Consider the following 22,108-nt stretch of genomic DNA (forward strand, 5'->3'; position numbering starts at 1 on the left):
CTACACGCTAGCATGGCGAGCGGGTGCCTGAGTACACCCTGCGACAATAAATGCTTTTTCTTATGGGTATCTTTTCGGCTCGACAACGTGATTCTGAATTTTGAGCGCTGTCTGTTAAATGCCGACGTCGTACTTGTCAATATGACAAGTATCTTCTCGATGCGGAATGGATAGGGGAGTTAAATCGAGGATAAGCGAGTGCGGTCTGCTTGCGGCCAGGACTGGGCAAGGTTGCGCGGTAATTCTCGCGGAAAATCGAATGGCAAGCTGTATTGCCGAGTGAATCAGGAGGAGCGGGAAGGGGGATGACGATCTTGCCGGGCCAGCGCATCCGCGCCGGCCCGCCGAATCCGCGAGACTTAGTGGACCCAGTGGCAGCTGCGGTGATGATGATGGTCGAAATGGCAGACCTTGTGCGGGCGGGCTTCCGCGTTCGTCACGAGGAGGGCGAGCGTCACGGCCAGGGCCGAAGCGAGCAGAGTTTTCATGGGTGTGTCCTGAGCGGAGTGGTGTGGTTTTGATGACCGGAAACCCGCCTTGCCGGCCAGGCTCGAGGCCTTTTCGACGCGGCGTTTCGGGTTCGTCGTGGAGCGCTCACGATCATACGAACAGGCTCTATTTCAGGTGCAACGGTTTGTAACCGCGCATTTAATTCAGCATTCAAATGGCTTGCAATCGCGTCCGCCGGCATCCATCGCGAACCGCGTAACGTCGGCCGAAGGCAAGCCCCTTGCAGGTTTGCGCGGGCACGCAAGGACGGTTCCCGGCTCACACGGGAAATTGCGTGGTCGAGAGGATTTCCTTGAGCACGACGAAGGTGCGGATCTGGCGCACGCCGGGCAGGTAGAGCAACTGCTCCGCGTGCAGCCGGTTGAAGGTCTCGCTGTCGCGCGTGCGCACCAGCATGACGGCGTCGAATTCGCCGGTCACCACGTGGCATTCCATGCAGCCCGATACCTTCTGCGCCGCCTTCTCGAATGCCGCGAACGACTCCGGCGTCGAGCGGTCGAGCACCACGCCGATCATCACCAGCATGCCGGCATTGAGCGCCTTCGGTTCGAGCAACGCGACGATGCCGCGGATCAGCCCCGCTTCCTTGAGCTTCTCCACGCGCCGCAGGCAGGCGGGCGGGCTCAGGTTCACGCGCTCGGCCAGCGCCACGTTCGAGATCGAGGCATCGCGTTGCAGCGCGCGCAGGATCGCGCGATCGACGCGATCGAGTTCGGCGCCGGCAGCCACGGCGGTGGCGGCCCTGGCGATCGGTGATGTTTTTTTTGTTGCACACATGGCGTTGATTTCCTAATGAAATTCGGCTTGATTATCTAATGACTTCAGAAAAAAAGGAAATGGGCGACAATTTCACAACCCTGATTCGTTCGATCGCTTCTACGATATTTGCGTCGCTTCGATGACAGGCACGGAGGCCGGCACCGTCCACGTCGCGAGCACGCATCCATCCCATCAAGCCAGGAGCGAGGCATGAACCTTCAGAAATTCCCGCGTTACCCCCTGACCTTCGGCCCGACGCCGATCCAGCCGCTCAAGCGCCTGAGCGCCCATCTCGGCGGCAAGGTCGAACTGTTCGCCAAGCGCGAGGATTGCAACAGCGGCCTGGCCTTCGGCGGCAACAAGACCCGCAAGCTCGAATACCTGATTCCCGACGTGATCGCGCAGGGCGCCGATACGCTGGTCTCGATCGGCGGCGTGCAGTCGAACCAGACGCGCCAGGTGGCGGCGGTGGCCGCGCACCTCGGCATGAAGTGCGTGCTGGTGCAGGAGAACTGGGTCAACTACTCGGACGCGGTATATGACCGGGTCGGCAATATCCAGATGTCGCGCATGATGGGCGCGGACGTGCGGCTGGTGCCGGACGGCTTCGATATCGGCATCCGCAGGAGCTGGGAGGAGGCGATGGCCGACGTGCGCGCCAAGGGCGGCAAGCCCTATCCGATCCCGGCCGGCTGCTCCGAGCACCCGCTGGGCGGCCTGGGCTTCGTCGGCTTCGCCGAGGAAGTGCGCGCGCAGGAAGCCGAGATGGGCATCCGCTTCGACTACATCGTGGTCTGTTCGGTCACGGGCAGCACGCAGGCCGGCATGGTGGTGGGCTTCGCCGCCGACGGCCGCGCCGATCGCGTGATCGGCATCGACGCCTCGGCCAAGCCGGCGCAGACGCGCGAACAGATCCTGCGCATCGCGCGCGGCACCGCCGATCGCGTCGAGCTGGGCCGCGATATCACCGAAGCCGACGTGGTGCTCGACGAACGCTTCGGCGGCCCCGAATACGGCCTGCCCAGCGAGGGCACGCTGGAGGCGATCCGGCTGTCGGCCAGGTTCGAGGGCATGCTGACCGATCCCGTCTACGAGGGCAAGTCGATGCACGGCATGATCGAGAAGGTGCGGCTCGGCGAGTTCCCGGCCGGCTCCAAGGTGCTCTATGCGCACCTGGGCGGCGTGCCGGCGCTGAGCGCCTACAGCTACCTGTTCCGCGAGGGTTGAACCGGCGGCGGCGCCTCCCGCGCCGCTTGATCACGATCCGTGATCACACGATCAGCAAAGAGCATTGGCGGCGTCCGCCAGCCTGCGGTTTACTGAGCGCCCGCCGCAGCGCGTCGATTCCCGGCCGCGCGCGGCGAGCACTTTCGGAGACAGGCATGGCAGACGTCAACAGCCTGTTCCGGCTCGACGGGCGCCGCGCGCTCGTGACCGGGTCGGGACGCGGCATCGGACTCGCGCTCGCGCGCGGACTCGCGCAGGCAGGCGCCAGCATCGTGATCAACGATCGCAATCCGGACAAGGCGGCCACGCTCGCGGCCGGCTTCCGCGAGCAGGGCTTCGAGGCCTCGCACGCGGTGTTCGACGTGGCCGACTCGGAGCAGGCCACGGCCGCCATCGACGCCTTCGAGGCGGGCATCGGCGCGATCGACATCCTCGTCAACAATGCCGGCATCCAGCGCCGCGCGCCGCTCGACCAGTTCGAGGACGCCGACTGGCACGCGCTGATGCGCGTCAACCTGGACGGCGCCTTCATCGTCTCGCGCGCGGTCTCGCGCCACATGATCAAGCGCGGCCGCGGCAAGATCGTCAATATCTGTTCCGTGCAGAGCGAGCTGGCGCGGCCCTCGATCGCCCCCTATGCTGCCTCCAAGGGCGCGCTGCGCATGCTCACCAAGGGTATGTGCGCCGACTGGGCCCGCTACGGCATCCAGGCCAACGGCCTCGCGCCCGGCTATTTCGAAACCGAGCTGAACCAGGCACTGGTCAACGATCCGGCCTTCAACGACTGGATCTGCAAGCGCACGCCGGCGGGCCGCTGGGGGCGCGTCGAGGAGCTGTGCGGCGCGGCCGTGTTCCTCGCCTCGTCGGCGGCCGACTTCATCAACGGCCAGACGCTGTTCGTCGACGGCGGCCTCACCAGCACGGTCTGAGCCGGCGGCCCGGTACAAGAACACATCCCGAATCCAGGAGCAGGAGGAAACACCATGAGACTGCGTTGCATGTGTCTCGTCATTTACGCACCGAACGATCTGCGCTACGAGGAGGGCGAGGTCGAGGCGCCGGGCGCGGGCCAGGTGCGCGTGCAGGTTGCGATGGGCGGCATCTGCGGCTCGGACCTGCATTATTTCCGTCATGGCGGCTTCGGCGCGATCCGGCTGCAGCAGCCGATGGTGCTCGGTCATGAAGTGGCCGGCACGGTGGTCGAGGTGGGCGAGGGCGTGACGGCGGTGAGCGTCGGCGATCGCGTCGCCGTCAATCCGAGCCGGCCTTGCGGCAAGTGCAAGTACTGCCTCGAAGGCCTGCCGAACCAGTGTCTCGACATGCGCTTCTACGGCAGCGCGATGCGCATGCCGCATATCCAGGGTGCGTTTCGCGGCGCGCTGGTGTGCGAGGCCGTGCAGTGCGTGAAGGTGGCCGACCATGTGCCCTTCTCGCTGGCCGCGATGGCCGAGCCGTTCGCGGTCGGCCTGCACGCGGTGTCGCGCGCGGGCCCGCTGATCGGGCGGCGCGTGCTGGTGTCGGGCTGCGGGCCGATCGGCGCGCTGGCCGTGGCCGCCGCCAAGGCGCATGGCGCGCGCGAGGTGGTGGCCACCGACGTGGTGGACGAGCCGCTGGCGGTGGCGAAGGCGCTGGGCGCCGACAAGGTCGTCAACGTCGCCGCCGATCCGGAATGGGCCCGGGCCTACGCGGCCGACAAGGGCAGCTTCGACGTGATGCTCGAATGCTCGGGCAACGAGCGCGCGCTGCGCGACGGGCTCGAGGTGCTGCGTCCGCGCGGCGTGGTGGTGCAACTCGGCCTGGGCGGCGACGTGGCGATTCCGCAGAACGTGGTGGTGGCCAAGGAACTGACGATCTGCGGCTCGTTCCGTTTCCACTCGGAATTCGCGCTGGCGGTGCAGTTGATCAACGAAGGCCGGGTCGATCTCGCGCCGGCCATCACGCGCGTGTTCCCGGCACGCGAGGCCAACGAGGCCTTCGCGCTGGCCGGCGATCGTCGGCGCGCGATGAAGGTGCTGATCGACTTCGAGGAAGCCGTCGCCGAAGCCTGAACGACGGGATGGGCGGCTTCGCATGAGGCGCCCGTGAAAGTTCCGCATGGCGGCCGTCCAGCACGCCGTGCGGAACCTGAGAAAACCGCCGGGCAGCGGCCCGCTTATCGACCTTCCTCCGCCGAGCCGCCGCCATTGAGCCGCGCGGCCAGCGAACGCGCCGCCATGTCGAGCGCGAAACCGAGCACGCCGATCACCAGGATCACGGCCGCCAGCTCCGAGTAGGCGAGCCGGTCGCGCGTGTCGAGGATCAGGTAGCCGAGCCCGGAGCTCACGCCGATCATCTCGGCGGGCACCAGCACGATCCACAGAATCCCGATCGCGAGCCGAACGCCGGTCAGCACATGGGCGGCGATGCCGGGCACGTAGATGTGCCACAGCATTTCGGCGCGGGTCGCGGCCAGGCTGCGGCCCAGCTCGATCCAGCGCCGGTCGAGCTGGGCGACGCCGGCCGACGTGCTTAGGATCAGCGGCCAGACGGCGGCGAAGGCCAGCAGGAAGATCACGGCGCGGTCGCCCACCCCGAGCGACATCACCGCGACCGGCATCCAGGACAGCGGCGAGATCATGCGCAGGAACTGCAGCGTCGGCGACAGCGCGTGTTCCAGCCAGCGCAGCCGGCCGATCGCGAAACCGGCAGGTACGCCCACCAGCAGCGCGCAGCCCAGGCCCGCCGCGATGCGACGCAGGCTGGTGGCGACGTGCGTGAGCAACTGGTCCTCGCGGATCAGCGCCGGCAGCACCTGCCAGGCGCGCAGCGGCGAGAACTGCGCGACCATCGCGTTGTTGCCCGCGAGCAGGGCCACCGCCAGCCACCAGATGCCGAGCGCGGCGAGCAGGCCGGCCGCGCCGAGCAGCGCGCCGCGCAGGCGCGAGGCGGCGCCGGAGCGTGGCGCGACGGCGCCGCCCTGCGCCGCCGGCAAGGCGCCTTCCTCGCGCCTGGCGGGCAGCACGCTAGACAAGAATCGTCTCCTTGCGCGCATAACCGGCCGGCAGGCCGAACGCGGCCATGCCGCCGGCGGCCTCGATGCTCTTCTTCACGAATCGATCGTCCACCAGATCGCGCGCCGCGAAGGCGGGATCGAGCTGGGCCAGGAAGCCGTTCGCGCCTTCGGTCTGCGTGGTCTTCAGGCGGCGCACCAGTTCCTCCGTGTAGCTCGGGAACGGATAGGGCTGGAAGTCGATGCGCTTCTCGTGCCAGTCGGCGTGCTGGATCGCGCGATCGCCGAGGTAACGGCCCGCGTCGCCGGGCGGCGGCGCGAGCACCCGCCCGAGCAGGGCCGAGGCATGCGGCGTGTAGTGGTTGACGCCTTCCCTGGACAGCAGCTTCGCCGCGTCCTGCGGATGCGCGCGGGTCCAGAGCTGGGCCTTGACGATCGCGTCCACCACCTTCTGCGACCAGCCCGCGCGCTGCGTGAGGTCCTGCTCGTGCATGAAGATCGTGCAGCAGGCGTGATTGCGCCAGACGTCGCCCGTGAAGCGAAGGACCTTGCCGATGCCGAGCTGCTCGGCCGCCGCGTTGAACGGCTCGGCCACCGTGAAGCCGGCGATCTGCCTGGCGGCCAGCGCGGGCGGCATGTCGGACGGCGCCATCACGATCAGCGCAACTTCCCTGGGGCCCGGCGCGGCACCTTTCTTCAGCACCGGCTGCAGGCCCTGCGCGCGCAGCATGTCCTGCAGGATCACGTTGTGGATCGAATACCAGAACGGCACCGCCACGGTCTTGCCGCCCAGGTCGGCCAGCGAGTTCACGTCGGGCGCGACCGTGATCGCCGAGCCGTTCACGTGGTTCCAGGCCACCACCTTGGCCGGCGCGCGGCTGCCGTAGCGCGCCCACAGCGTCATCGGCGAGAGCAGATGGACCACGTTGACCTGCCCGGACAGGAAGGCCTCCACCAACTGGGCCCAGCTGCGCAGCAAGGTCGGCTTCTCGGCATGCACGCCGGCCGCCTCGAAATAGCCGTTCGCATGCGCCACCAGCAGGGGCGTGGCATCGGCGATCGGCAGGTAGCCGATCCGCACCGGCGCGTCGGGCTCGGCGGCCGCGCGCGCGGACAGCGAGTGCAGCAGCGGCGCGGCGCCGGCCACGGAGAACAGCGTGGCGAGCTTGAGCCACTCGCGGCGGGACATCGGGGTATCGCACATCGTCAGGCGTCCATCGTATAGGCGGGCGTGGCGGCTGCCGGCTGCATCGTCGCGTGCAGCGCCGCCAGGATCGGGATGCGCAGCGCGCCGAGCGCCGGCAGTTGCGCGTCGCGCGGCGCGGGCACGTCCACCGGCCAGTCGCCGGCCAGGCGCCCGCCGTTGCCGAGCAGCAGCACGCGGTCGGCCACGCGCAGCGCCTCGTCGATGTCGTGCGTGACGAGCAGGGCGGTCGCGCCGGTGCGGCGCGCCACCTCGACGAACAGGTCCTGCATGCCGGCGCGGGTGACCTCGTCGAGCGCGCCGAAGGGCTCGTCGAGCAGCAGCACGCGCGGCTCGCGCGCGAGGCTGCGAGCCAACGCGGCGCGTTGCGCCATGCCGCCCGAGAGTTGGGCCGGGCGCCAGTGGCGCGCGTGTTCGAGGCCGACCGCGCGTAGCGCGGCCGTCACGCGGGCTTCGCGCGCGGCGCGCGTCAGCCGCGGTTGATGCTTGAAATCGAGGCCGAAGGCGACATTGCGCTCGACGTCGAGCCAGGGCAGCAGGGCAGGGTGCTGGAAGGCGAGCGCGATGTCGGCGCGCGGGCCCTTGACGGCCTCGCCGTCGAGTTCGATGCGCCCGGCGCTGGGCGCGGTGAGGCCGGCGATCGTGCGTAGCAGCGAGGACTTGCCGCAGCCGCTGGGCCCCAGCAGCGCGACGCTCTCGCCGGGCTCGACGCGCAGGCTGAGCGCCTGCAGCACCGCGCGATTCGGATAGCGCAGCGCGAGGCCGTCGATCGTGAGACGGGCGCCGCTCATGCCGCGTCGGCCTGGCGATGCCGGGCGAGCTGGGTCTTCAACTGCACCAGGCTCGGCGTGACGATCGGCACGAAGGAGGCTTCGCGCACGCGTCGCGCGGTGCCGTTCGCGCCATCGGCGCCGCGCAGGTAGCCGCGGCCGCCGACGGCCTGCACCTCGAGTGCGACGGCGGCCTCGACGGTCTCGACCAGCGCGATGCGCAGCTCGAACAGCGTGGCCGGGCGGGCCAGGAAGCTGCCGTCGAGCACGCCGTTCAGCAACTGGTCGCGCTGCCGGGAAAGTTGCGCGCGCACCGTTTCGATCTCGCTGGCGATGGCGCCGCGCGAGGCATGACCGGCTTCGCCGGCGGCGGCCAGCGCGCGGCGCGCGAGCCCCAGCGACATCCCGCATTGCAGGCCGAGGAAGGCGGGGCGCACGCGCGCGAGAAACGCCGGCGCGTCGGCCGCGATGCGCCACGAGGCGTCGAGCACCGTGCCCTGGACGCCGAGCGCGGCGGTATTGCTGCCGCGCATCGCCACCAGGTCGAGATCCTCGCTGCGTTGCAGGCCGGGCGCGTCGTGCGGCAGCGCGAAGATCGACGGCGCGCTGCCGTCGTCGTGCTCGAACGCGGCGGCGGCGAGAAAACCCTCGCGGCGCAGGTTGGTGATCCAGGGCAGGCTGCCGTCGAGCCGGTAAGCGCCCGATGCATCGCGCGAGGCGCGCATCTGCAGCGACTCGATCGACGACAGGTACTTCATCGCGTTCGAGAGCCCGGTGGCGCCGGCCGTCTCGCCGCCGAGCAGGGACGGCAGCCAGCGCTCGCGCAGCGCCTCGCCGTCGGCATGCAACAGGTATTCGATGAAGGTGCGATGTCCCCACAGCACGAAGGCGGCCGTCAGCGAATGCGTGGCGACCTGCGCGAGCGCGTCGATGGCTTCGGCGATATCGCCGCCCGCGCCGCCCGAGGAGGTTGGCACGCCGATCGCGGCCACCCCGGCGCGCGCGAGCCGCGGCAGCACCTGGGCGGCAAGCGTCGCTTCGGTATCGAGCGACTCGGCGTGCTGGTCGAGCCAATCGCCGAGCTCGGCCTCGGTCGAGAGGGGGCGGGGCGTGCTTGCGTTCATGCGGCCCGCGCCTTCGGTTCCCAGCGATAGGCTTCGAGTTGCGGGTTCAACTCGTTGCGCGCGAAATTGTTCGCGAAGTTGCAGAGCGTGGCGAGGCTCACGCCGAGGATGACTTCCAGCGCGTTCGCGTCGTCGAAGCCCGCCGTGTGGAAGGCGGCCAGCGCGTCGTCGGCCACCGCGCCGCGCGTGGCGATCACGGCGCGCGTGAAGTCGGCCACCGCGGCGAGGCGCGTGTCGGCGATGGTCGATTGATCGCGGATCGCGTCGACCACCTCGCCCGGCAATTGCGCCTTCTTCAGCGCGACGGCCGTGTGGCCGGCCACGCAGAAGCCGCAGCCATGGATCGCGGCGGCGGTGATCTGCACGGTCTCGCGCTCGGCCAGTGACAGGCCGCTGCGGCCGTTGATGCCGGCCACGGTCAGGTAGGTTTCGAGAGCGGCCGGCGCGTTCGCCAGCGAGGCCACCAGGTTCGGCAAATAGCCGTTGGCGGCCAGCGCCTTCTCGAGAAACGGGCGGCTCGCTTCGGGAGCGGTGTCGACGGTGTGCAGCGGCAGGCGGGCCATGGTGTCCTCTGGAAAGGCGGAATCGTTCGGAGCAGCCATTGTGGCGGCGCGGCAGGGCGGCGGACAATGCGCGGCCGTCTGCGCTTCCTGCGGATTCGTCTCGCTGCCGGGACGAAGCTGCGTGGCCGTCAGTGAACCGGCGCGTAGACCGAGGCGTCCTGCATCCGCTCGCGGCGGCAGGCGCCGGGCTGCATGCCGGTCACGCGCTTGAAGGCCTGCGCGAAGGCCGATTCGGAGCGATAGCCGACCTGCTCGGCGGCATCCCAGGTCGACGCGCCGTGGCGCAGCAGCTCGGCGGCCACCTTCATGCGCAGCAGCGCGAGGAATTGCGCGGGCGGCTGGCCGCAGGCATCGGCGAATTGCTTGCAGAAACGCGCGCGCGACATGTGGCAGAACTCGGCCATCGAGGTGGTGGTCCAGGCCTGGCCGGGCTCGGCGATGATCGCGTTGACCAGCGGCGCGAATTCGGCGCGGCGCATCACGGCCCACAGGCCCGGCGCGAAATCGTCGGCGCTGGCGACGGTGCGCAGCGCATAGAAGAACAGCACGTCGGTGAGCCGGTCGACCAGCGGCGAGGGCGCTTCGGGCGTGCGCCGCGCCTCCTCGCGGATCAGGTCGAACACCACGCGCGCGCCGGCCAGCCGCGCATCGTCGTGGCGCGCGATGAGGTGGTCGGGCAGCAGGCCATGCAGCGCGTCGCCCAGGTCGGAGCGGAACTCGAAGAAGCCGCAGGCCAGGCCCACGCTGCCCGCCGAGGCGTCCGCCTCGAGCGCCGTCATCGCGCCCTGGCGCATGCCGAATTGCGGATCGTCGGGCGCGGTGGCCTCGGGCGACAGGCAGTGCGCCACGTCGTGCAGCAGGAATACCGCGTCGCCGGCAAGCAGGCGCGTGCTGCGCGGCGCGCGCGCGGCCGTCGCGCGCAGATGCAGCCAGCATTCGCCCTGCAGCACCAGATGGAAGCTCGCGCGCTGGTGTCCCGCCGTCGATGCCCGATAGGCGCCGCAATACCGGCCGGCATGAAACAGGGTGCTGCGCAGTTCCAGGCCGGACAGCAGCCAGTCGGCGGCGCGTTCAACGGGAGACGTCGACATGATCGGTGCAACGGCGAAGCGCGAACAAAAAGGGAAACCAGCTTAGCGCCTGGCTTCGGCCGCACCAAGGAAGCTTTGGCGCGATGCTTATGCGCCTTGCTGATAAGCCGGCGGGCCGGGCCTCGACGCGCCGATCGTGCGGCGCGGCAGAGGAAGCCGTCTAGATTTCCTGTGCCTGCGCCGCGTGCCGCGATGCTAAGCTTCGCCGGATCTTGTCATTGGCCAATGTAAATAATGGAGACTGGAGATGATCCGTTCGCAACTCTGCCTGTTGATCGTCGCGCTGCTGCCCTTCGTCTGGACCGTCTGCGCGAAGGGCCGCAAGGGTTATGACAATCGCGCGCCGCGTGCCTATCTGGCCAAGCTCGAAGGCTGGCGCGGGCGCGCCTTCGCCGCGCACCAGAATGCCTTCGAGGCGCTGGTGCTGTTCACGGCGGCGCTGGCGGTGGCCTGGCACAACGGCGCGAACGCCGTGCGGGTCGACCAGCTCGCCACGGCCTTCGTGGTGCTGCGCGTGTTGCACGGGCTGGTTTATGTGGCGAACTGGGCGGCCTTGCGTTCGCTGGTGTGGTTCGCGGGGATGATCTGCGTCGTCTGGCTGTTTTTGGTCGCGCCTTGAGCCTGGGGTGTGCTCAGGCCGCTGCCGGATTGGAGCGGATTCCGACTGTTGCCGTCAAGCGCCGACGAGCCGTTTGCGCTCAGGCCGTCTCCCGATCCGCGCCGCTCGCCACCCAGTCGCGCACGGCCTGCACGAACAGACGCAGCGGCGCGGGCGGATGCCGGTTCGCCGGGTAGTAGAGCGCAAGCCCCGGCAGCGACACGCTCCAGTCGCGCAGCAGCGCCACCAGCCGGCCGCTGGCGAGATGCTCGCTTACCAGGCTTTCCGGCGCCCAGGCCACGCCGATTCCGGCCAGCGCCGCCTCGATCATCGAATTCAGGTTGCCCAGCGTCATCGGTCCTTCCACGTCGAGGCTGCTGGTCTTGCCGTTCGACTGGAAATCCCAGCGGAACATCGCGCCGCTCTCGAAACGGTAGCGGATGCAACGATGCTGCATCAGGTCGGCCGGCCGCGTGGGTGCCGGGTGGCGCGCCAGGTAGTCGGGCGAGGCGAGTGCGATGAAGCGCATGTCGGGCCCGAAGCGCACCGCGATCATGTCGCGCGGCACGTCGTCGAACACGCGAATGCCGGCATCGAAGCCTTCGGCGACGATGTCGATCAGGCGCGTCTCGGTCACGAACTCGACGTGGATGTCGGGGTAGCGCTGCAGGAACTCGGGCAGCACATCGCGGATCAGGATCCGCGTCGAGGTTTCCGAGGCATTGATCCGCACCGAGCCGGTCGGGCGGTTCTGCGCGGTGGCCACTTCGTCCACCGCGTTCTCCAGGTCGCTGAGGGCCGGCCCGACCCGGCGCAGCAGATGCTCGCCGGCCTCGGTCAGCGCCACCGAGCGCGTGGTGCGATTGAACAGGCGCACGCCCAGGCGCGCCTCCAGGCTGCGCATCGAATGGCTGAGCGCCGACGGCGAGACCGCGAGCGAGCGCGCGGCGGCGCGGAAACTGCGCTGCTCGGCGATCGCGACGAAGGCCGTCAATTCGGAAAGACCGGCACGCAACATTGTTGAACTTGGCTCATCGGGTTAGGGAGAACTGCGCGGTATTGTGCGCGTAGCGTAGCACCGGCGATGTGGGGCGTGTTGGACGGGAAGGGTGCGCCGTGTCGGCGATGCGGCACAGGGCGTTCTGGCCGATGAGGGCTGCCAACCGGCCCCGCTGGTCACCGGCGCGTGTTCATGGCGTAGCTGAAGAACGAGCGTCGGGATTCAGGACGAATCGGGGGAGGGCGCTGAGGTGCAATCGTTGGTAAACCCGGCCCTTGTGTAAGGACAAGGATGTGGGATCAGTCGATCACGATCCAGGCTGTCTGTTTTAGTGCGGCTCTTTATGACGGCAACACGCTTCCGGTGCCAACGATTGAGGGCTTTGCGAATTTGATGTCGGATGGGAGGTTCGCTGTGCGTGATTCCTATCAGTTCGCCCGCAGGCATGCTCGCGAGATCGACGAGATCGTGCGCGCTCGTCATTTCACCTCGCCCGCTTATGTCGACGATGGCGACACCTCGTTTGACCTGACGATCCTGATTCAGCCGGCTGGCCAGCCGACGCGGCTGGATATGGCCGCGATCGCTCTCGAGTTCGAGGCACGCTGGGGCAAACGTGTTCAGTGGGTGACGCCGGACGTGCTCGGCCAGGAGAACCGCCATCTGGTGCGGGAACTGAAGGCCGTCTGATGGTGGTTGCAAAGTCGAGGCGAGAGCTTTGCGCGTTCATTGCCGATTCGATCCATATGATCGCGCATGGCACATCCAGGGCTACGATTACAATCAGCCTTCGGATTGTGTGGGAGACGGTCGTTCGGGGCTTGAATCCTCTCGCAAACCATATCGATAAGCTGGACGCCAGCACCAGATAGCACAAAAGGCCCCGTCCATCGCTGGCGGGGCCTTCATGACATGTCCTGACCGAGCTCGCAGCATGTATCAACAAGGGCCGTGACTCGTGCGCCACGGCCCCGTCAAACACCGATGCCCGCTTGCGCGGGTCGGGAAAAAACACCCTCGCCGCATGGGGGGCATGACGGGCGAGGGTCAAGGGTAGAACCGTTGAATCGATACTGCGTGGAGCCGGGCAGGCCCGGCTTCGACACTCAGGCGGTGACGGCCTCGCCAGCGGCAACCGGTACTTCCACGTCCTGGCGGATCAGGTAGTCGAAGGCCGACAACGAAGCCTTCGCGCCTTCGCCGACCGCGATCACGATCTGCTTGTAGGGCACCGTGGTCACGTCGCCGGCCGCGAACACGCCGGGAATCGACGTCGCGCCGCGTGCATCCACCACGATCTCGCCGTGCTTCGACAGCTCGATCGTGCCCTTCAGCCATTCCGTGTTCGGCACCAGGCCGATCTGCACGAACACGCCTTCGAGGTCGATGCGCTTGGTTTCGCCCGTTTCACGTTCGAGGTAGACCAGGCTGCCCAGCTTCTGCCCGTCGCCGAGCAGTTCGGTGGTTTGCGCGCTGGTGATCACCGTCACGTTCTTCAGGCTGCGCAGCTTGCGTTGCAGCACTTCGTCGGCGCGCAGCGTCTGGCCGAATTCGATCAGCGTGACTTCGCGCACGATGCCGGCCAGGTCGATCGCGGCCTCGACACCCGAGTTGCCGCCGCCCACCACGGCCACGCGCTTGCCCTTGAACAGCGGGCCGTCGCAATGCGGGCAGTAGGCCACGCCCTTGTTGCGGTATTCGCGTTCACCCGGCACGTTCAGCTCGCGCCAGCGTGCGCCGGTCGACAGCACGATGGTCTTGCCCTTTAGCACCGCGCCGTTTTCCAGGTGGATCTCGTTGACCTTGCCCGGGATCAGGGCCGTGGCGCGCTGCACGTCCATCACGTCCACGTCGTATTGCTTGACGTGCTGTTCGAGCGCGACCGCGAACTTCGGTCCTTCGGTTTCCTGCACGGAGATGAAGTTCTCGATGGCCATGGTGTCCAGCACCTGGCCGCCGAAGCGCTCGGCCACCACCCCGGTGCGAATGCCCTTGCGTGCCGCGTAGATCGCGGCCGCCGCGCCGGCCGGGCCACCGCCCACCACCAGCACGTCGAACACGTCCTTGTTGGCGAGTGCCTTGGCGGCACGGGCGCTGGCGCCCGTGTCGATCTTCGCGAGGATTTCCTTCACGCTGCTGCGGCCCTGGCCGAAGCTCTCGCCGTTCAGGAACATGGTCGGCACCGCCATGATCTGGCGTGCCTCGACTTCGTTCTGGAACAGCGCGCCGTCGATCGCCACGTGGCGGATGCGCGGGTTGAGCAGCGCCATCACGTTCAGCGCCTGGACCACTTCCGGGCAGTTCTGGCAGGACAGCGAGAAATACGTCTCGAAGGAAAAATCGCCGTCGAGATTGCGAATCTGTTCGATGGTGTCCTCGTCGAGCTTGAGCGGGTGGCCACCGACCTGCAGCAGCGCCAGCACGAGCGAGGTGAATTCATGGCCCATCGGGATGCCGGCAAAGCGGATCCCGGTGGCCTTGCCCGGTTCGCCGATGCTGAACGAGGGCTTGCGCTCGGCGTCGTCGCGGCGTTCGATCACGCTCACGCGCGGCGACAGCTCGCCGATCTCCTTCAGCAGCGCGATCAGCTCCTGCGACTTCGCGCCGTCGTCGAGCGAGGCGACGAGTTCGATCGGGCGGGTGAGCTTGTCGAGGTACGACTTCAGCTGGTTCTTGAGATTGGCGTCGAGCATGATGATTCGGATTCCGTAGTGTTTTTGGCACCTCGCCGGAGGCGAGGAGACGTGCGGCGGGGAAGCCGCACGATCATCGAGCGCCTGATGGCGCCCGTGTACCGCTGATGCCCGCGAAACTTAGATCTTGCCGACCAGGTCCAGCGACGGGGTCAGCGTTTCAGCGCCCGGCGTCCACTTGGCGGGGCAGACTTCACCCGGGTGCGACGCGACGTATTGGGCAGCCTGCACCTTGCGCAGCAGCTCGCCTGCGTCACGGCCGATGCCGTTGTCGTGGATTTCGGCGATCTTGATTTCGCCTTCCGGGTTGATCACGAAGGTGCCGCGCAGTGCCAGGCCTTCTTCTTCGATCAGCACGTCGAAAGCGCGTGCCAGCGTTGCCGTCGGATCGCCGACCAGCGGGTACTGGATCTTGGCGATGGTTTCCGAGGTGTCGTGCCATGCCTTGTGCGTGAAGTGCGTATCGGTCGACACGCCGTAGATTTCCACGCCCAGCTTCTGGAATTCTGCGTAGCGATCTGCCAGGTCGCCCAGTTCGGTCGGGCACACGAACGTGAAGTCGGCCGGGTAGAACACGATGACCGACCACTTGCCCTTCAGCGATTCTTCGCTGACGGGAACGAAATCGCCGTTGTGATATGCGGTTGCCTTGAACGGTTTGATCTGGCTGTTGATGATCGGCATTTGCGGTGTCCTTTGAGTGAAAAGGTGATCGGGATGATCAAGAAGCGACAGTATGACGATTGCCGCCGAGCTTGGGAAATTGCTTGTTTCAATGAGACGGATCGGGATTTTCTATGTGTCCCGATTTCAGGACGGCGCACTGCGCGGGCCGGGCTGGAAAGCCGGGCGCCGTGGCGGGTGAAGCTGCGATGGGCTGGGGCTGGAAACCTTGCCGCGCGGGCTTTCGGGCAATTCCGCGTGGCCTTGGCGAGCTGACCCCGGGAGCAACAGCGAGCGCGACGCAGTACCGCGTCGAAATGACACGAATGGCGGAATTTTCGCCGATTCGCGCGGGCTCGTCCAGTCCCGTTTTCGGGCAGGACGGCGCGCATCCTGCACTGTTTGACGCGCTTGTGACGGCCCGCGTCAATATCCCGACGATTGCGTCCATACACTGCGCCCATCCTTCTACAAAACGAAATGAAACGGGGCGCGGCGATGATGGAAAAACGTGGTTGGGGCGATGGCTTGTCATCGGCATGTCGTCGCGACGTGAGCGCGCATCGCGCATGCCTGGCGCCGCTCGATGACGGCCAATCCCCCCCTTGCTCGCGATCCGCTCGCGCGCCGACGCGGTGATCGAGGCGCTGGCCGCGCACGGCACCAGGTTGGTGCCGCTGCGGGGCCGTCCCGCCGAGGCCCTCCATGCCTTGCTCGTGTTCGGCTTCCGGCAGGCCTGGGTCTGTCTGTTCGGCAGCTTGATGGTTGGATTGCTGATCGCCACGCATTTCGTCTATCCGTCTCATGCGGCTTTGTCGCACTACGACCTGCTGACGCTCGCGGCCGTCGCGATCCAGATCGCGCTCGTCGCGCTGCGCCTCGAAACCTGGGACGAGCTCAAGGTGATCCTGCTGTTCCACGTCGCGGGCACGGCGATGGAGGTGTTCAAGACGGCGGTCGGCTCCTGGCTCTATCCCGAGGCCGCCGTGCTGCGGATCGGCGGGGTGCCGCTGTTCACGGGATTCATGTACGCCTCGGTCGGCAGCTACCTGGCGCGCGCGATCCGCGAATTCGACCTGCGTTTCACCGGGCATCCGTCGCCGGCGGTCACAGCCGCGCTGTCGGCGGCCCTCTACGCGAATTTATTCACGCATCACTACTGGATCGACCTGCGTTACGTGCTGATCGCCCTGGTCGCCGTCGCGTTCCGGCGCTGCCAGGTGCATTACCGCGTCAGCACGCGCTATCACCGCATGCCGATGCTGCTCGGTCTCCTGCTGATCGCGCTATTCATCTGGCTGGCCGAGAACCTCGGCACCTTCAGCCATGCCTGGCTCTATCCGGCCCAGCGAGACGGCTGGACGATGGTCTCGCCGAGCAAGCTCGGCTCGTGGTTCATGCTGAGCAACATGAGTTATGTGATCGTCACGCTGGTGAGTCCGCCGCGGACGTGGCAGGGGCAGGCCGAGGCGAAGCGGGAGCAAAGCTAGCTTGGCCGCCGCGCGACGGGAGACGAGATGCTTGCGAAACACGGCCGCATCGCTTTCGCCACCACCAGCCGGCAATCGTCTCGCCTCCCCTTCACGCAATCGTCGCGGCGCGCGCCCCGAGCGGCGGTAGAATGCCGGTTTTCCATTTTCCGCCGCATGGCGCGCGCAGCCGGATCGACCCCGATCCAGCCGCGTCGCCCGCCCGCGGCGCGGTGCCCCGCAATGACCCATACCGACGACAAGACCCTCGACGAGCTCGACCAGTTCCTGATGTCCGACATCATGTCGGAAAACACCATGACGATCGAAATGCTCGACGGCTACCTGACCGCGATCGCGATCGGCCCGGCCACCATCGCGCCGACCGAATGGCTGGCCGATGTCTGGGGCCCGAGCGAGGACGACGCGCCCGATTTCGAGAGCTACGAGCAGGCCGAGCACGTCTTCAACCTGATGATGCGTCACTACAATGCGATCCTGCAGACCTTCGACAAGGATCCCTCGTCGATCGCGCCGCTGTTCAGCGTCAACGAGGTGGGCGAGGACGACGACGCGCACGAGTACATCGACGCCGAAGCCTGGGCCAACGGCTTCTTCCAGGGCATGGGCCTGCGCTGGGACGACTGGCAGCCGCTGCTCGAGCATCCCGAGGCCGACGCATGGCTGCGCCCGCTGCGCCTGCTCGGCGGCGACGAGCTGTCCGACGAGGAACGCGAGCTGGTGGCCGTGCCGGCCGAGCGCGAGAAGCTGTCGGAGCAGGTGCCGCCCTCGGTGCTGAAGATCCACGAGTTCTGGCTGCCGCATCGCGCGCCGACGCAGGCGCGCCTGCTCGCGCAGACCATCCAGCGCGACACGCCGAAGGTCGGCCGCAACGATCCCTGCCCGTGCGGCAGCGGCAAGAAGCACAAGAAGTGCTGCGGCACCGACGACGGGCAGCCGGATTGAGCGTCGCGCGCGACGCTCGAGACGCCGGAGAGCGTTTGCGTCGAGCCCGTCCCTGATCGCTTCCGGTATCGTCGGTATCTTCGTCGACGATACCGCTAACCTCGATCGCCTTACTTCAACCCGAATCCCAACTCCGCCAGCGCGCTCGCCAGCCGATCGCGCCCGGACAGCGCTTCCGCCCCGCGCACGCGGCGCGACGCCTGCCCGGTCCATCCCGATTCCGGCATCTGCTGCATCTGCTGGAACGCGCTCATCGACGCGTTGTAGTCGGCCAGCGCCTCGGCCGTCTCGGCCTGGTAACGTTCCTCGTGCAGCACCAGCGGGGCCGGCAGGCGCGGCTTCACGTCGGTGACGACGTCCGGATCGGGATAGCCGATGGTCAGCCCGAACACCGCGAACGCTTCCTTGGGCAGCCCCAGTTCCTGCGCGACCGCCTCGGGCTGGTTGCGCATCCCGCCGATATAGCAGCAGCCCAGCCCCAGCGATTCGAGCGCGACCACCGTGTTCTGCGCGGCGAAGGCCGCGTCGGCCACGCCGACCAGGAACGCTTCCAGGAACTCGAGGCCGTCGCCGGGCATCTGCTCGACGTCGGACACGCGGCGCAGGCGCGACAGGTCGGCGATGAACACCAGCAGCAGCGGCGCCTTGGCGACGTGGCGCTGGTTGCCGGCGAAGCTGGCCAGGCGAGCGCGGCGCTCGGCGTCGCGCACGGCCACCACGCTCCAGGCCTGCAGGTTCGACGAGGTCGGCGCCGATTGCGCGGCGGCGGCGATGGTTTCGAGGATGTCGTCGGGCAGCGCGCGATCGGCGTAGGCGCGCACCGAGCGGTGGCGCAGCAGGGTCGCGATGACCTCGTTGACGGCCGCGTCGTGCGCGCCCTGCGCCGGGCTCCAGGCGGCGCCGTAGCGCTCGCGCAGCAGGGCGTGGCGGGAGGCGGTGGCCTGGGTCTCGTCGAGGGCCGTGGCGATATCGTTCATGACCGGGTGCATCTCCAGTACGTCGGTGAAAAAGCCGCCATGGTATGCGAGATGGCCGAGCTTTGCCGAGGCGCGCCGCGTGGGCGCCGCGCCTCGACAGCTTGGCGTCAGCGGGCCGTCAGCTCGCGTCGTGCTCCGCCTCGCGCTCGACGAAGCCGCCGCAGCGGTCGCCCGGCGAGACCAGCCGGTCGAGCTTCAGGCACAGCCGGCTGCGCCCGACGCTGGCGCCGTAGCCCGAGCCGAACGAGGCCAGCCCGCCGATGCGCGCCTCCAGCAGCGCGCGGTCGTCGGCCCAGTGCGCGCAGCGCGCGCAGTCGGCGCGCGCCGCGCCTGCCGGCGCCGGGGCGCCCTTGAGGCGGCCGATCAAGGCGGCGACGCTCATTGGCCCAGCGTCGCCCAGTAAGGCGCGAACACATGCACCGACAACAGGTAGCCGATCACGATATTGACGGCGACGCCGGCCGTGAAGGCGATCAGCGGCCGGCTGCCGGCCGCCGACAGCGCGCCGAAGCGCGTGGTCAGCCCGATGCTGAGGAAGCAGAAGGTGAAGGCCCAGGTGCGCAGCGCCGTGATCGGCGCGACGAAGGCCGGCGTGACGACGCTGCGGTAGTCGGCCAGCGAGTAGTGCGAGGCGACCCAGGTAACCAGCGCCGAAGCCAGCACGAAGCCGATCACGAACTTGGGAAAGCGCGTCCAGATCTCGCCGGCGCGGGCCCGCGTGCTGACTTCCGCGCCGCCGTCCTCGCGATCCCAGCGGGTGGTCGCGACGATCGCCAGCACGAAGGCCCAGATGCCGATCCAGATGTCGCGGCCGACCACCTTCATCAGCACGAAGGCCTGCAGCGAGGCATCCGGCGCGCCGGCCACCGCGCCCGGCGCGTGCCGGGCGAAATCGCCATAGGCCTGGGCGGCGGCGATGCCGGCCGCGTCGGCGAATTCGGAGGTGCCGATCCAGGCGCCGGCGATGCCGGTCGGCAGCCCGAGCGCACGCGAGATGCCGGGCAGGGCGAACACCATCACGATCGCCCAGACCACCACCAGGGTGATGGCCACCGAGGCCTGCTCGCGCCTGGCGCGCACCGCGCCGGCGATCGCGATCGCGGCCGACACGCCGCATACCGCGCCGCCCACCCCGAGCACGGCGGCGAAGCGCCGGTCGAGCTTGAGCGCGCGCGCCACCGCGTAGATCACGAAGAAGGTGGCCAGCGAGACGATGGTGGCCTGGCCGACCGCCACCGGGCCGGCCCAGGCGATCAGCGTGAGCGGCAGCGTGGCGCCCAGCAGCACGATCCCCACCTTGATGTAGAACTCGACGCGCAGCGCCGGCGCGAGCCAGGCCGGCACCGTGAACAGATTGGAGACGAGCAGCCCGAGCAGCAGCGCGATCAACGGGGGTTCGAGGTTGTAGGTGCTGGCCTGGGCCCAGGCGCCGATCGCGAAGATCACGCCCGAGGCCAGGAACAGCACCAGGAAGCCGGGCAGCAAGCGCGCCAGCGGCAGCTTCAGCGCGGCGATCGCGATCGAGAACACCAGCGCGAAGGCGACGAACAGGGCGACATAAGCTCCCGCGTGCCTGCCGAGGTCGGCGGCCAGTTGCGCGAGGCTGGACCACCTGGCCGGCGCGACCGCCAGGCCCTTGATGCTGCCGCCGGTGGCGAACAGCAACCAGGCCGCCAGGATCGCGAACAGGCCGATTCCGACTGCCCACCAGTCCTCCGTGCCGAACGGCCTGCCGCCGGTAGTGCCCGCCGCGCGCGCGCCGTCCTGGCTGCCGCGCGTGATCGATGTGTCGCTCATCGCATTCCCCTGATCGATTGGTCTGCCCCGCGTCGCCGGAACGCGCGCGAGGGCGCGCCCGATGCGGGGCCGCGCGTCCCTGGGCCGGTCGGCCGGCGGGTACGCCCAACGATCGAGTATGGAAGCCCGCGCGAACGCGCGGAAATGACTTATTCGACTTTGCTTATGGCTTGGCCCATGACACAGGCAGGCACGGCGCGAGGCTGAAAGCGAAGAGAAAGGCGCTCGCGCGGCGGCGATCGTCATCGCCGCCGGCGGGGCATCGATTCAATGCATGTAGGTGACGTTGCGCTCGCGGGCGCGGATCTCGAGCCCGGCGTCGAGCAGCGAGATCGAGAACCAGCGCGTGAGCTTGAGCACGCCGCTGACCGAGAACGCCGGCAGCCAGTCGTTCAGCACCCGCATCGCGGCCTCGCCGCGCGTCGACTGCAGGTGCGCGATGGCCTGCAGCAGCGAGGCTTCGTCATAGGCGAGGTCCTGCGCGCAGCGGCAGCGCATGTCGAGCGGGCGCGAGGCCGAGCAGGCCAGCGTGTTCATCATCAGGTCGAAGTGGTCGAGGCCGTCGGCATGCAGGCCGGCCTCGAGCAGCACGTCGCGCCAGGTGTGGGCGGCGCGCGCGCCGGCATTGGCATTCGAGCCGCAGCCGGGATGCAGCCAGGTTCGGACCGCGCTCAGCACGACGCGTTCGGCGGTATCGGTTTCGCCCGCGAGCGGGTCGTCGAACAGCGATGGGCGGCCCGCGGCAAGTCGGGTATCACTCATGGCACCTCCAGAAGCTTCCAGGGGTTCGGGGTAGGCGGCATCGGGCACGGCCCGCCGCCGCTGGGCGCCGCGTCTCGGGACGCGGCGCAGGTCGGGGACGGCGGCGCGCCTCAGCGCTCGCCGCCTTGCGCGGCGGCGCGCGGTGCCGGCCGCCATTCGCGCACGAAGGCCTCGCGCGAGGGGCGCGAGGCCGGCGCGGCGCGCTCGGCGGGCGTGCCCACGTAGATGAAGCCGAGCAACTGCTCGTTCGGCGCGAAGCCCAGCGCGTCGTGCAGCGCCGGCTCGCGCGAATCGATGCCGGTGGCCCAGAAGCCGCCGTAGCCGAGCTGGTGGATCGCGTTGAGCAGGTTCATCGCGGCCGCGCCCACCGCCAGCAACTGCTCGACCTCGGGCACCTTGCGATGCGGCACGCGCGCCGCGCCGAGCGCGATCAGCACCGGCGCGGCCTGGGCCTTGGCGGCGCGATGCGCGTTCGAGCCGGGCGCGGCGCCGGGCTCGCGCGCATCGGCCAGGCGCACCAGCACCTCGCCGAGCGCGCGGCGCGCCTCGCCGCGGATCAGCACGAAGCGCCATGGGCGCAGGTTGCCGTGATCGGGCGCGCGCAGGGCGGCGTCCAGGATCGCGTCGAGTTCGGCGTCGCTCGGGCCCGGCTCGGTGAGCGGCCAGCGCGATTGACGCGACAGCAGGCCCGCCAGGCGATCGGCGGGGGCGGGGGCGGTGGAGGCTGGGGCGAGGCCGGCTTGCGGCGCGGCCGGGGAGAGCAGGGCAGTCATCTCGGACACATCCGTTCGGTGAATGGACGAATCATCGAACAAATCGAGATTAAATGCAAATAATTCTCATTTGCGATTGGTGGATCGTCATGCTGCGGGGCGGCAAAACATGGCGGGAAATGGGAGTGCCGGGCCGCTGCCTGCGCTGCCGAGGCGGGTGCCCGCGGCGGCGC

23 protein-coding genes are annotated in these 22,108 nt (G+C 68.5%); 7 read left to right on the top strand and 16 right to left on the bottom strand.

Annotated elements, in window-relative coordinates; genetic code table 11:
• Positions 1-359: 359 nt before the first annotated feature.
• Positions 360-488: an HHHH-motif protein gene (locus tag FB600_RS37695; RefSeq protein ID WP_013690065.1), complete on the bottom strand. Its 129-nt coding sequence runs from the start codon at positions 486-488 to the stop codon at positions 360-362.
• 280 nt (positions 489-768) lie between these two features.
• Complete coding sequence (locus FB600_RS09680; protein WP_145756660.1) at positions 769-1,287, bottom strand: Lrp/AsnC family transcriptional regulator; 519 nt, start codon at positions 1,285-1,287, stop codon at positions 769-771.
• A 192-nt stretch (positions 1,288-1,479) separates the two neighbouring features.
• Here FB600_RS09680 and FB600_RS09685 point away from each other — a divergent pair, with 192 nt between their 5' ends.
• The 3 genes from FB600_RS09685 (at position 1,480) to FB600_RS09695 (ending at position 4,544) form a co-directional block, all read left to right on the top strand.
• The gene (locus FB600_RS09685) at positions 1,480-2,496 is read left to right on the top strand and encodes a 1-aminocyclopropane-1-carboxylate deaminase (RefSeq protein WP_036031554.1); all 1,017 of its coding nucleotides are present in this window, start codon (positions 1,480-1,482) and stop codon (positions 2,494-2,496) included.
• Positions 2,497-2,651: 155 nt separating this feature from the next.
• A complete protein-coding gene (locus FB600_RS09690) occupies positions 2,652-3,425 on the top strand; it encodes an SDR family NAD(P)-dependent oxidoreductase (RefSeq protein ID WP_017919165.1) in 774 nt (257 codons plus the stop codon).
• Between the two features lie 54 nt (positions 3,426-3,479).
• Positions 3,480-4,544: an L-idonate 5-dehydrogenase gene (locus FB600_RS09695; protein ID WP_145756662.1), complete on the top strand. Its 1,065-nt coding sequence runs from the start codon at positions 3,480-3,482 to the stop codon at positions 4,542-4,544.
• A gap of 104 nt (positions 4,545-4,648) precedes the next feature.
• Here FB600_RS09695 and FB600_RS09700 read toward each other — a convergent pair whose 3' ends face one another.
• The 6 genes from FB600_RS09700 to FB600_RS09725 form a co-directional block, all read right to left on the bottom strand.
• Positions 4,649-5,506 (bottom strand): ABC transporter permease, encoded by an 858-nt coding sequence (locus FB600_RS09700; protein WP_145756664.1) that lies wholly within the window; start codon positions 5,504-5,506, stop codon positions 4,649-4,651.
• Positions 5,499-6,689, bottom strand: coding sequence for an ABC transporter substrate-binding protein (locus FB600_RS09705; protein WP_096750934.1), 1,191 nt, complete (start codon positions 6,687-6,689; stop codon positions 5,499-5,501). Before FB600_RS09705 ends, FB600_RS09700 begins: the two co-directional genes overlap by 8 nt.
• A 2-nt stretch (positions 6,690-6,691) precedes the next feature.
• The gene (locus FB600_RS09710) at positions 6,692-7,480 is read right to left on the bottom strand and encodes an ABC transporter ATP-binding protein (protein ID WP_145756667.1); all 789 of its coding nucleotides are present in this window, start codon (positions 7,478-7,480) and stop codon (positions 6,692-6,694) included.
• On the bottom strand, positions 7,477-8,583 hold the full coding sequence (locus tag FB600_RS09715; protein ID WP_145756669.1) for an acyl-CoA dehydrogenase family protein: 1,107 nt from the start codon (positions 8,581-8,583) through the stop codon (positions 7,477-7,479). Before FB600_RS09715 ends, FB600_RS09710 begins: the two co-directional genes overlap by 4 nt.
• Entirely contained in the window at positions 8,580-9,146 is a 567-nt protein-coding gene (locus FB600_RS09720; protein ID WP_098182831.1) for a carboxymuconolactone decarboxylase family protein, read from the bottom strand. The genes FB600_RS09715 and FB600_RS09720 overlap by 4 nt, the downstream gene beginning before the upstream one ends.
• Positions 9,147-9,274: 128 nt before the next feature.
• The gene (locus tag FB600_RS09725; RefSeq protein ID WP_145756671.1) at positions 9,275-10,237 is read right to left on the bottom strand and encodes an AraC family transcriptional regulator; all 963 of its coding nucleotides are present in this window, start codon (positions 10,235-10,237) and stop codon (positions 9,275-9,277) included.
• A gap of 247 nt (positions 10,238-10,484) precedes the next feature.
• On the opposite strand from FB600_RS09725, the gene FB600_RS09730 reads away from it, so the two are divergent.
• Entirely contained in the window at positions 10,485-10,856 is a 372-nt protein-coding gene (locus FB600_RS09730; RefSeq protein WP_036056566.1) for an MAPEG family protein, read from the top strand.
• A gap of 79 nt (positions 10,857-10,935) precedes the next feature.
• Here FB600_RS09730 and FB600_RS09735 read toward each other — a convergent pair whose 3' ends face one another.
• Entirely contained in the window at positions 10,936-11,853 is a 918-nt protein-coding gene (locus FB600_RS09735) for a LysR family transcriptional regulator (RefSeq protein ID WP_145756673.1), read from the bottom strand.
• A gap of 273 nt (positions 11,854-12,126) precedes the next feature.
• Between FB600_RS09735 and FB600_RS09740 the strand changes: the two genes are divergently transcribed.
• Positions 12,127-12,525, top strand: a complete 399-nt coding sequence (locus FB600_RS09740) for a hypothetical protein (protein ID WP_124076774.1) — start codon at positions 12,127-12,129, stop codon at positions 12,523-12,525.
• 416 nt (positions 12,526-12,941) lie between these two features.
• On the opposite strand, the gene ahpF is transcribed toward FB600_RS09740, so the two are convergent.
• Positions 12,942-14,528: an alkyl hydroperoxide reductase subunit F gene (gene ahpF, locus FB600_RS09745; RefSeq protein WP_098152141.1), complete on the bottom strand. Its 1,587-nt coding sequence runs from the start codon at positions 14,526-14,528 to the stop codon at positions 12,942-12,944.
• A gap of 120 nt (positions 14,529-14,648) precedes the next feature.
• Entirely contained in the window at positions 14,649-15,212 is a 564-nt protein-coding gene (ahpC, locus tag FB600_RS09750) for an alkyl hydroperoxide reductase subunit C (RefSeq protein ID WP_013690079.1), read from the bottom strand.
• A 584-nt stretch (positions 15,213-15,796) separates the two neighbouring features.
• On the opposite strand from ahpC, the gene FB600_RS09755 reads away from it, so the two are divergent.
• On the top strand, positions 15,797-16,681 hold the full coding sequence (locus FB600_RS09755; RefSeq protein WP_409995215.1) for a DUF817 domain-containing protein: 885 nt from the start codon (positions 15,797-15,799) through the stop codon (positions 16,679-16,681).
• 222 nt (positions 16,682-16,903) lie between these two features.
• A complete protein-coding gene (locus FB600_RS09760) occupies positions 16,904-17,626 on the top strand; it encodes a YecA family protein (RefSeq protein ID WP_096750943.1) in 723 nt (240 codons plus the stop codon).
• A gap of 110 nt (positions 17,627-17,736) precedes the next feature.
• Here the strand turns inward: FB600_RS09760 and FB600_RS09765 are convergent, their stop codons facing one another.
• From FB600_RS09765 to FB600_RS09785, 5 genes are all read right to left on the bottom strand, one after another.
• Entirely contained in the window at positions 17,737-18,603 is an 867-nt protein-coding gene (locus tag FB600_RS09765; RefSeq protein WP_036056561.1) for an NADPH-dependent oxidoreductase, read from the bottom strand.
• Between the two features lie 118 nt (positions 18,604-18,721).
• Positions 18,722-18,985 carry a hypothetical protein gene (locus FB600_RS09770; RefSeq protein WP_096750944.1) on the bottom strand — a complete coding sequence of 88 codons (264 nt, stop codon included), beginning with the start codon at positions 18,983-18,985 and terminating at the stop codon, positions 18,722-18,724.
• The gene (locus FB600_RS09775; RefSeq protein ID WP_145756676.1) at positions 18,982-20,400 is read right to left on the bottom strand and encodes a YeiH family protein; all 1,419 of its coding nucleotides are present in this window, start codon (positions 20,398-20,400) and stop codon (positions 18,982-18,984) included. The genes FB600_RS09770 and FB600_RS09775 overlap by 4 nt, the downstream gene beginning before the upstream one ends.
• A 267-nt stretch (positions 20,401-20,667) precedes the next feature.
• Positions 20,668-21,162 carry a hypothetical protein gene (locus FB600_RS09780; RefSeq protein ID WP_098152149.1) on the bottom strand — a complete coding sequence of 165 codons (495 nt, stop codon included), beginning with the start codon at positions 21,160-21,162 and terminating at the stop codon, positions 20,668-20,670.
• A 110-nt stretch (positions 21,163-21,272) separates the two neighbouring features.
• A complete protein-coding gene (locus FB600_RS09785; protein ID WP_145756678.1) occupies positions 21,273-21,935 on the bottom strand; it encodes a nitroreductase in 663 nt (220 codons plus the stop codon).
• Positions 21,936-22,108: the final 173 nt, after the last annotated feature.

Source organism: Burkholderia sp. SJZ089, assembly GCF_007828315.1.
In the GTDB taxonomy this organism is placed as follows: Bacteria; Pseudomonadota; Gammaproteobacteria; order Burkholderiales; family Burkholderiaceae; genus Burkholderia; species Burkholderia gladioli.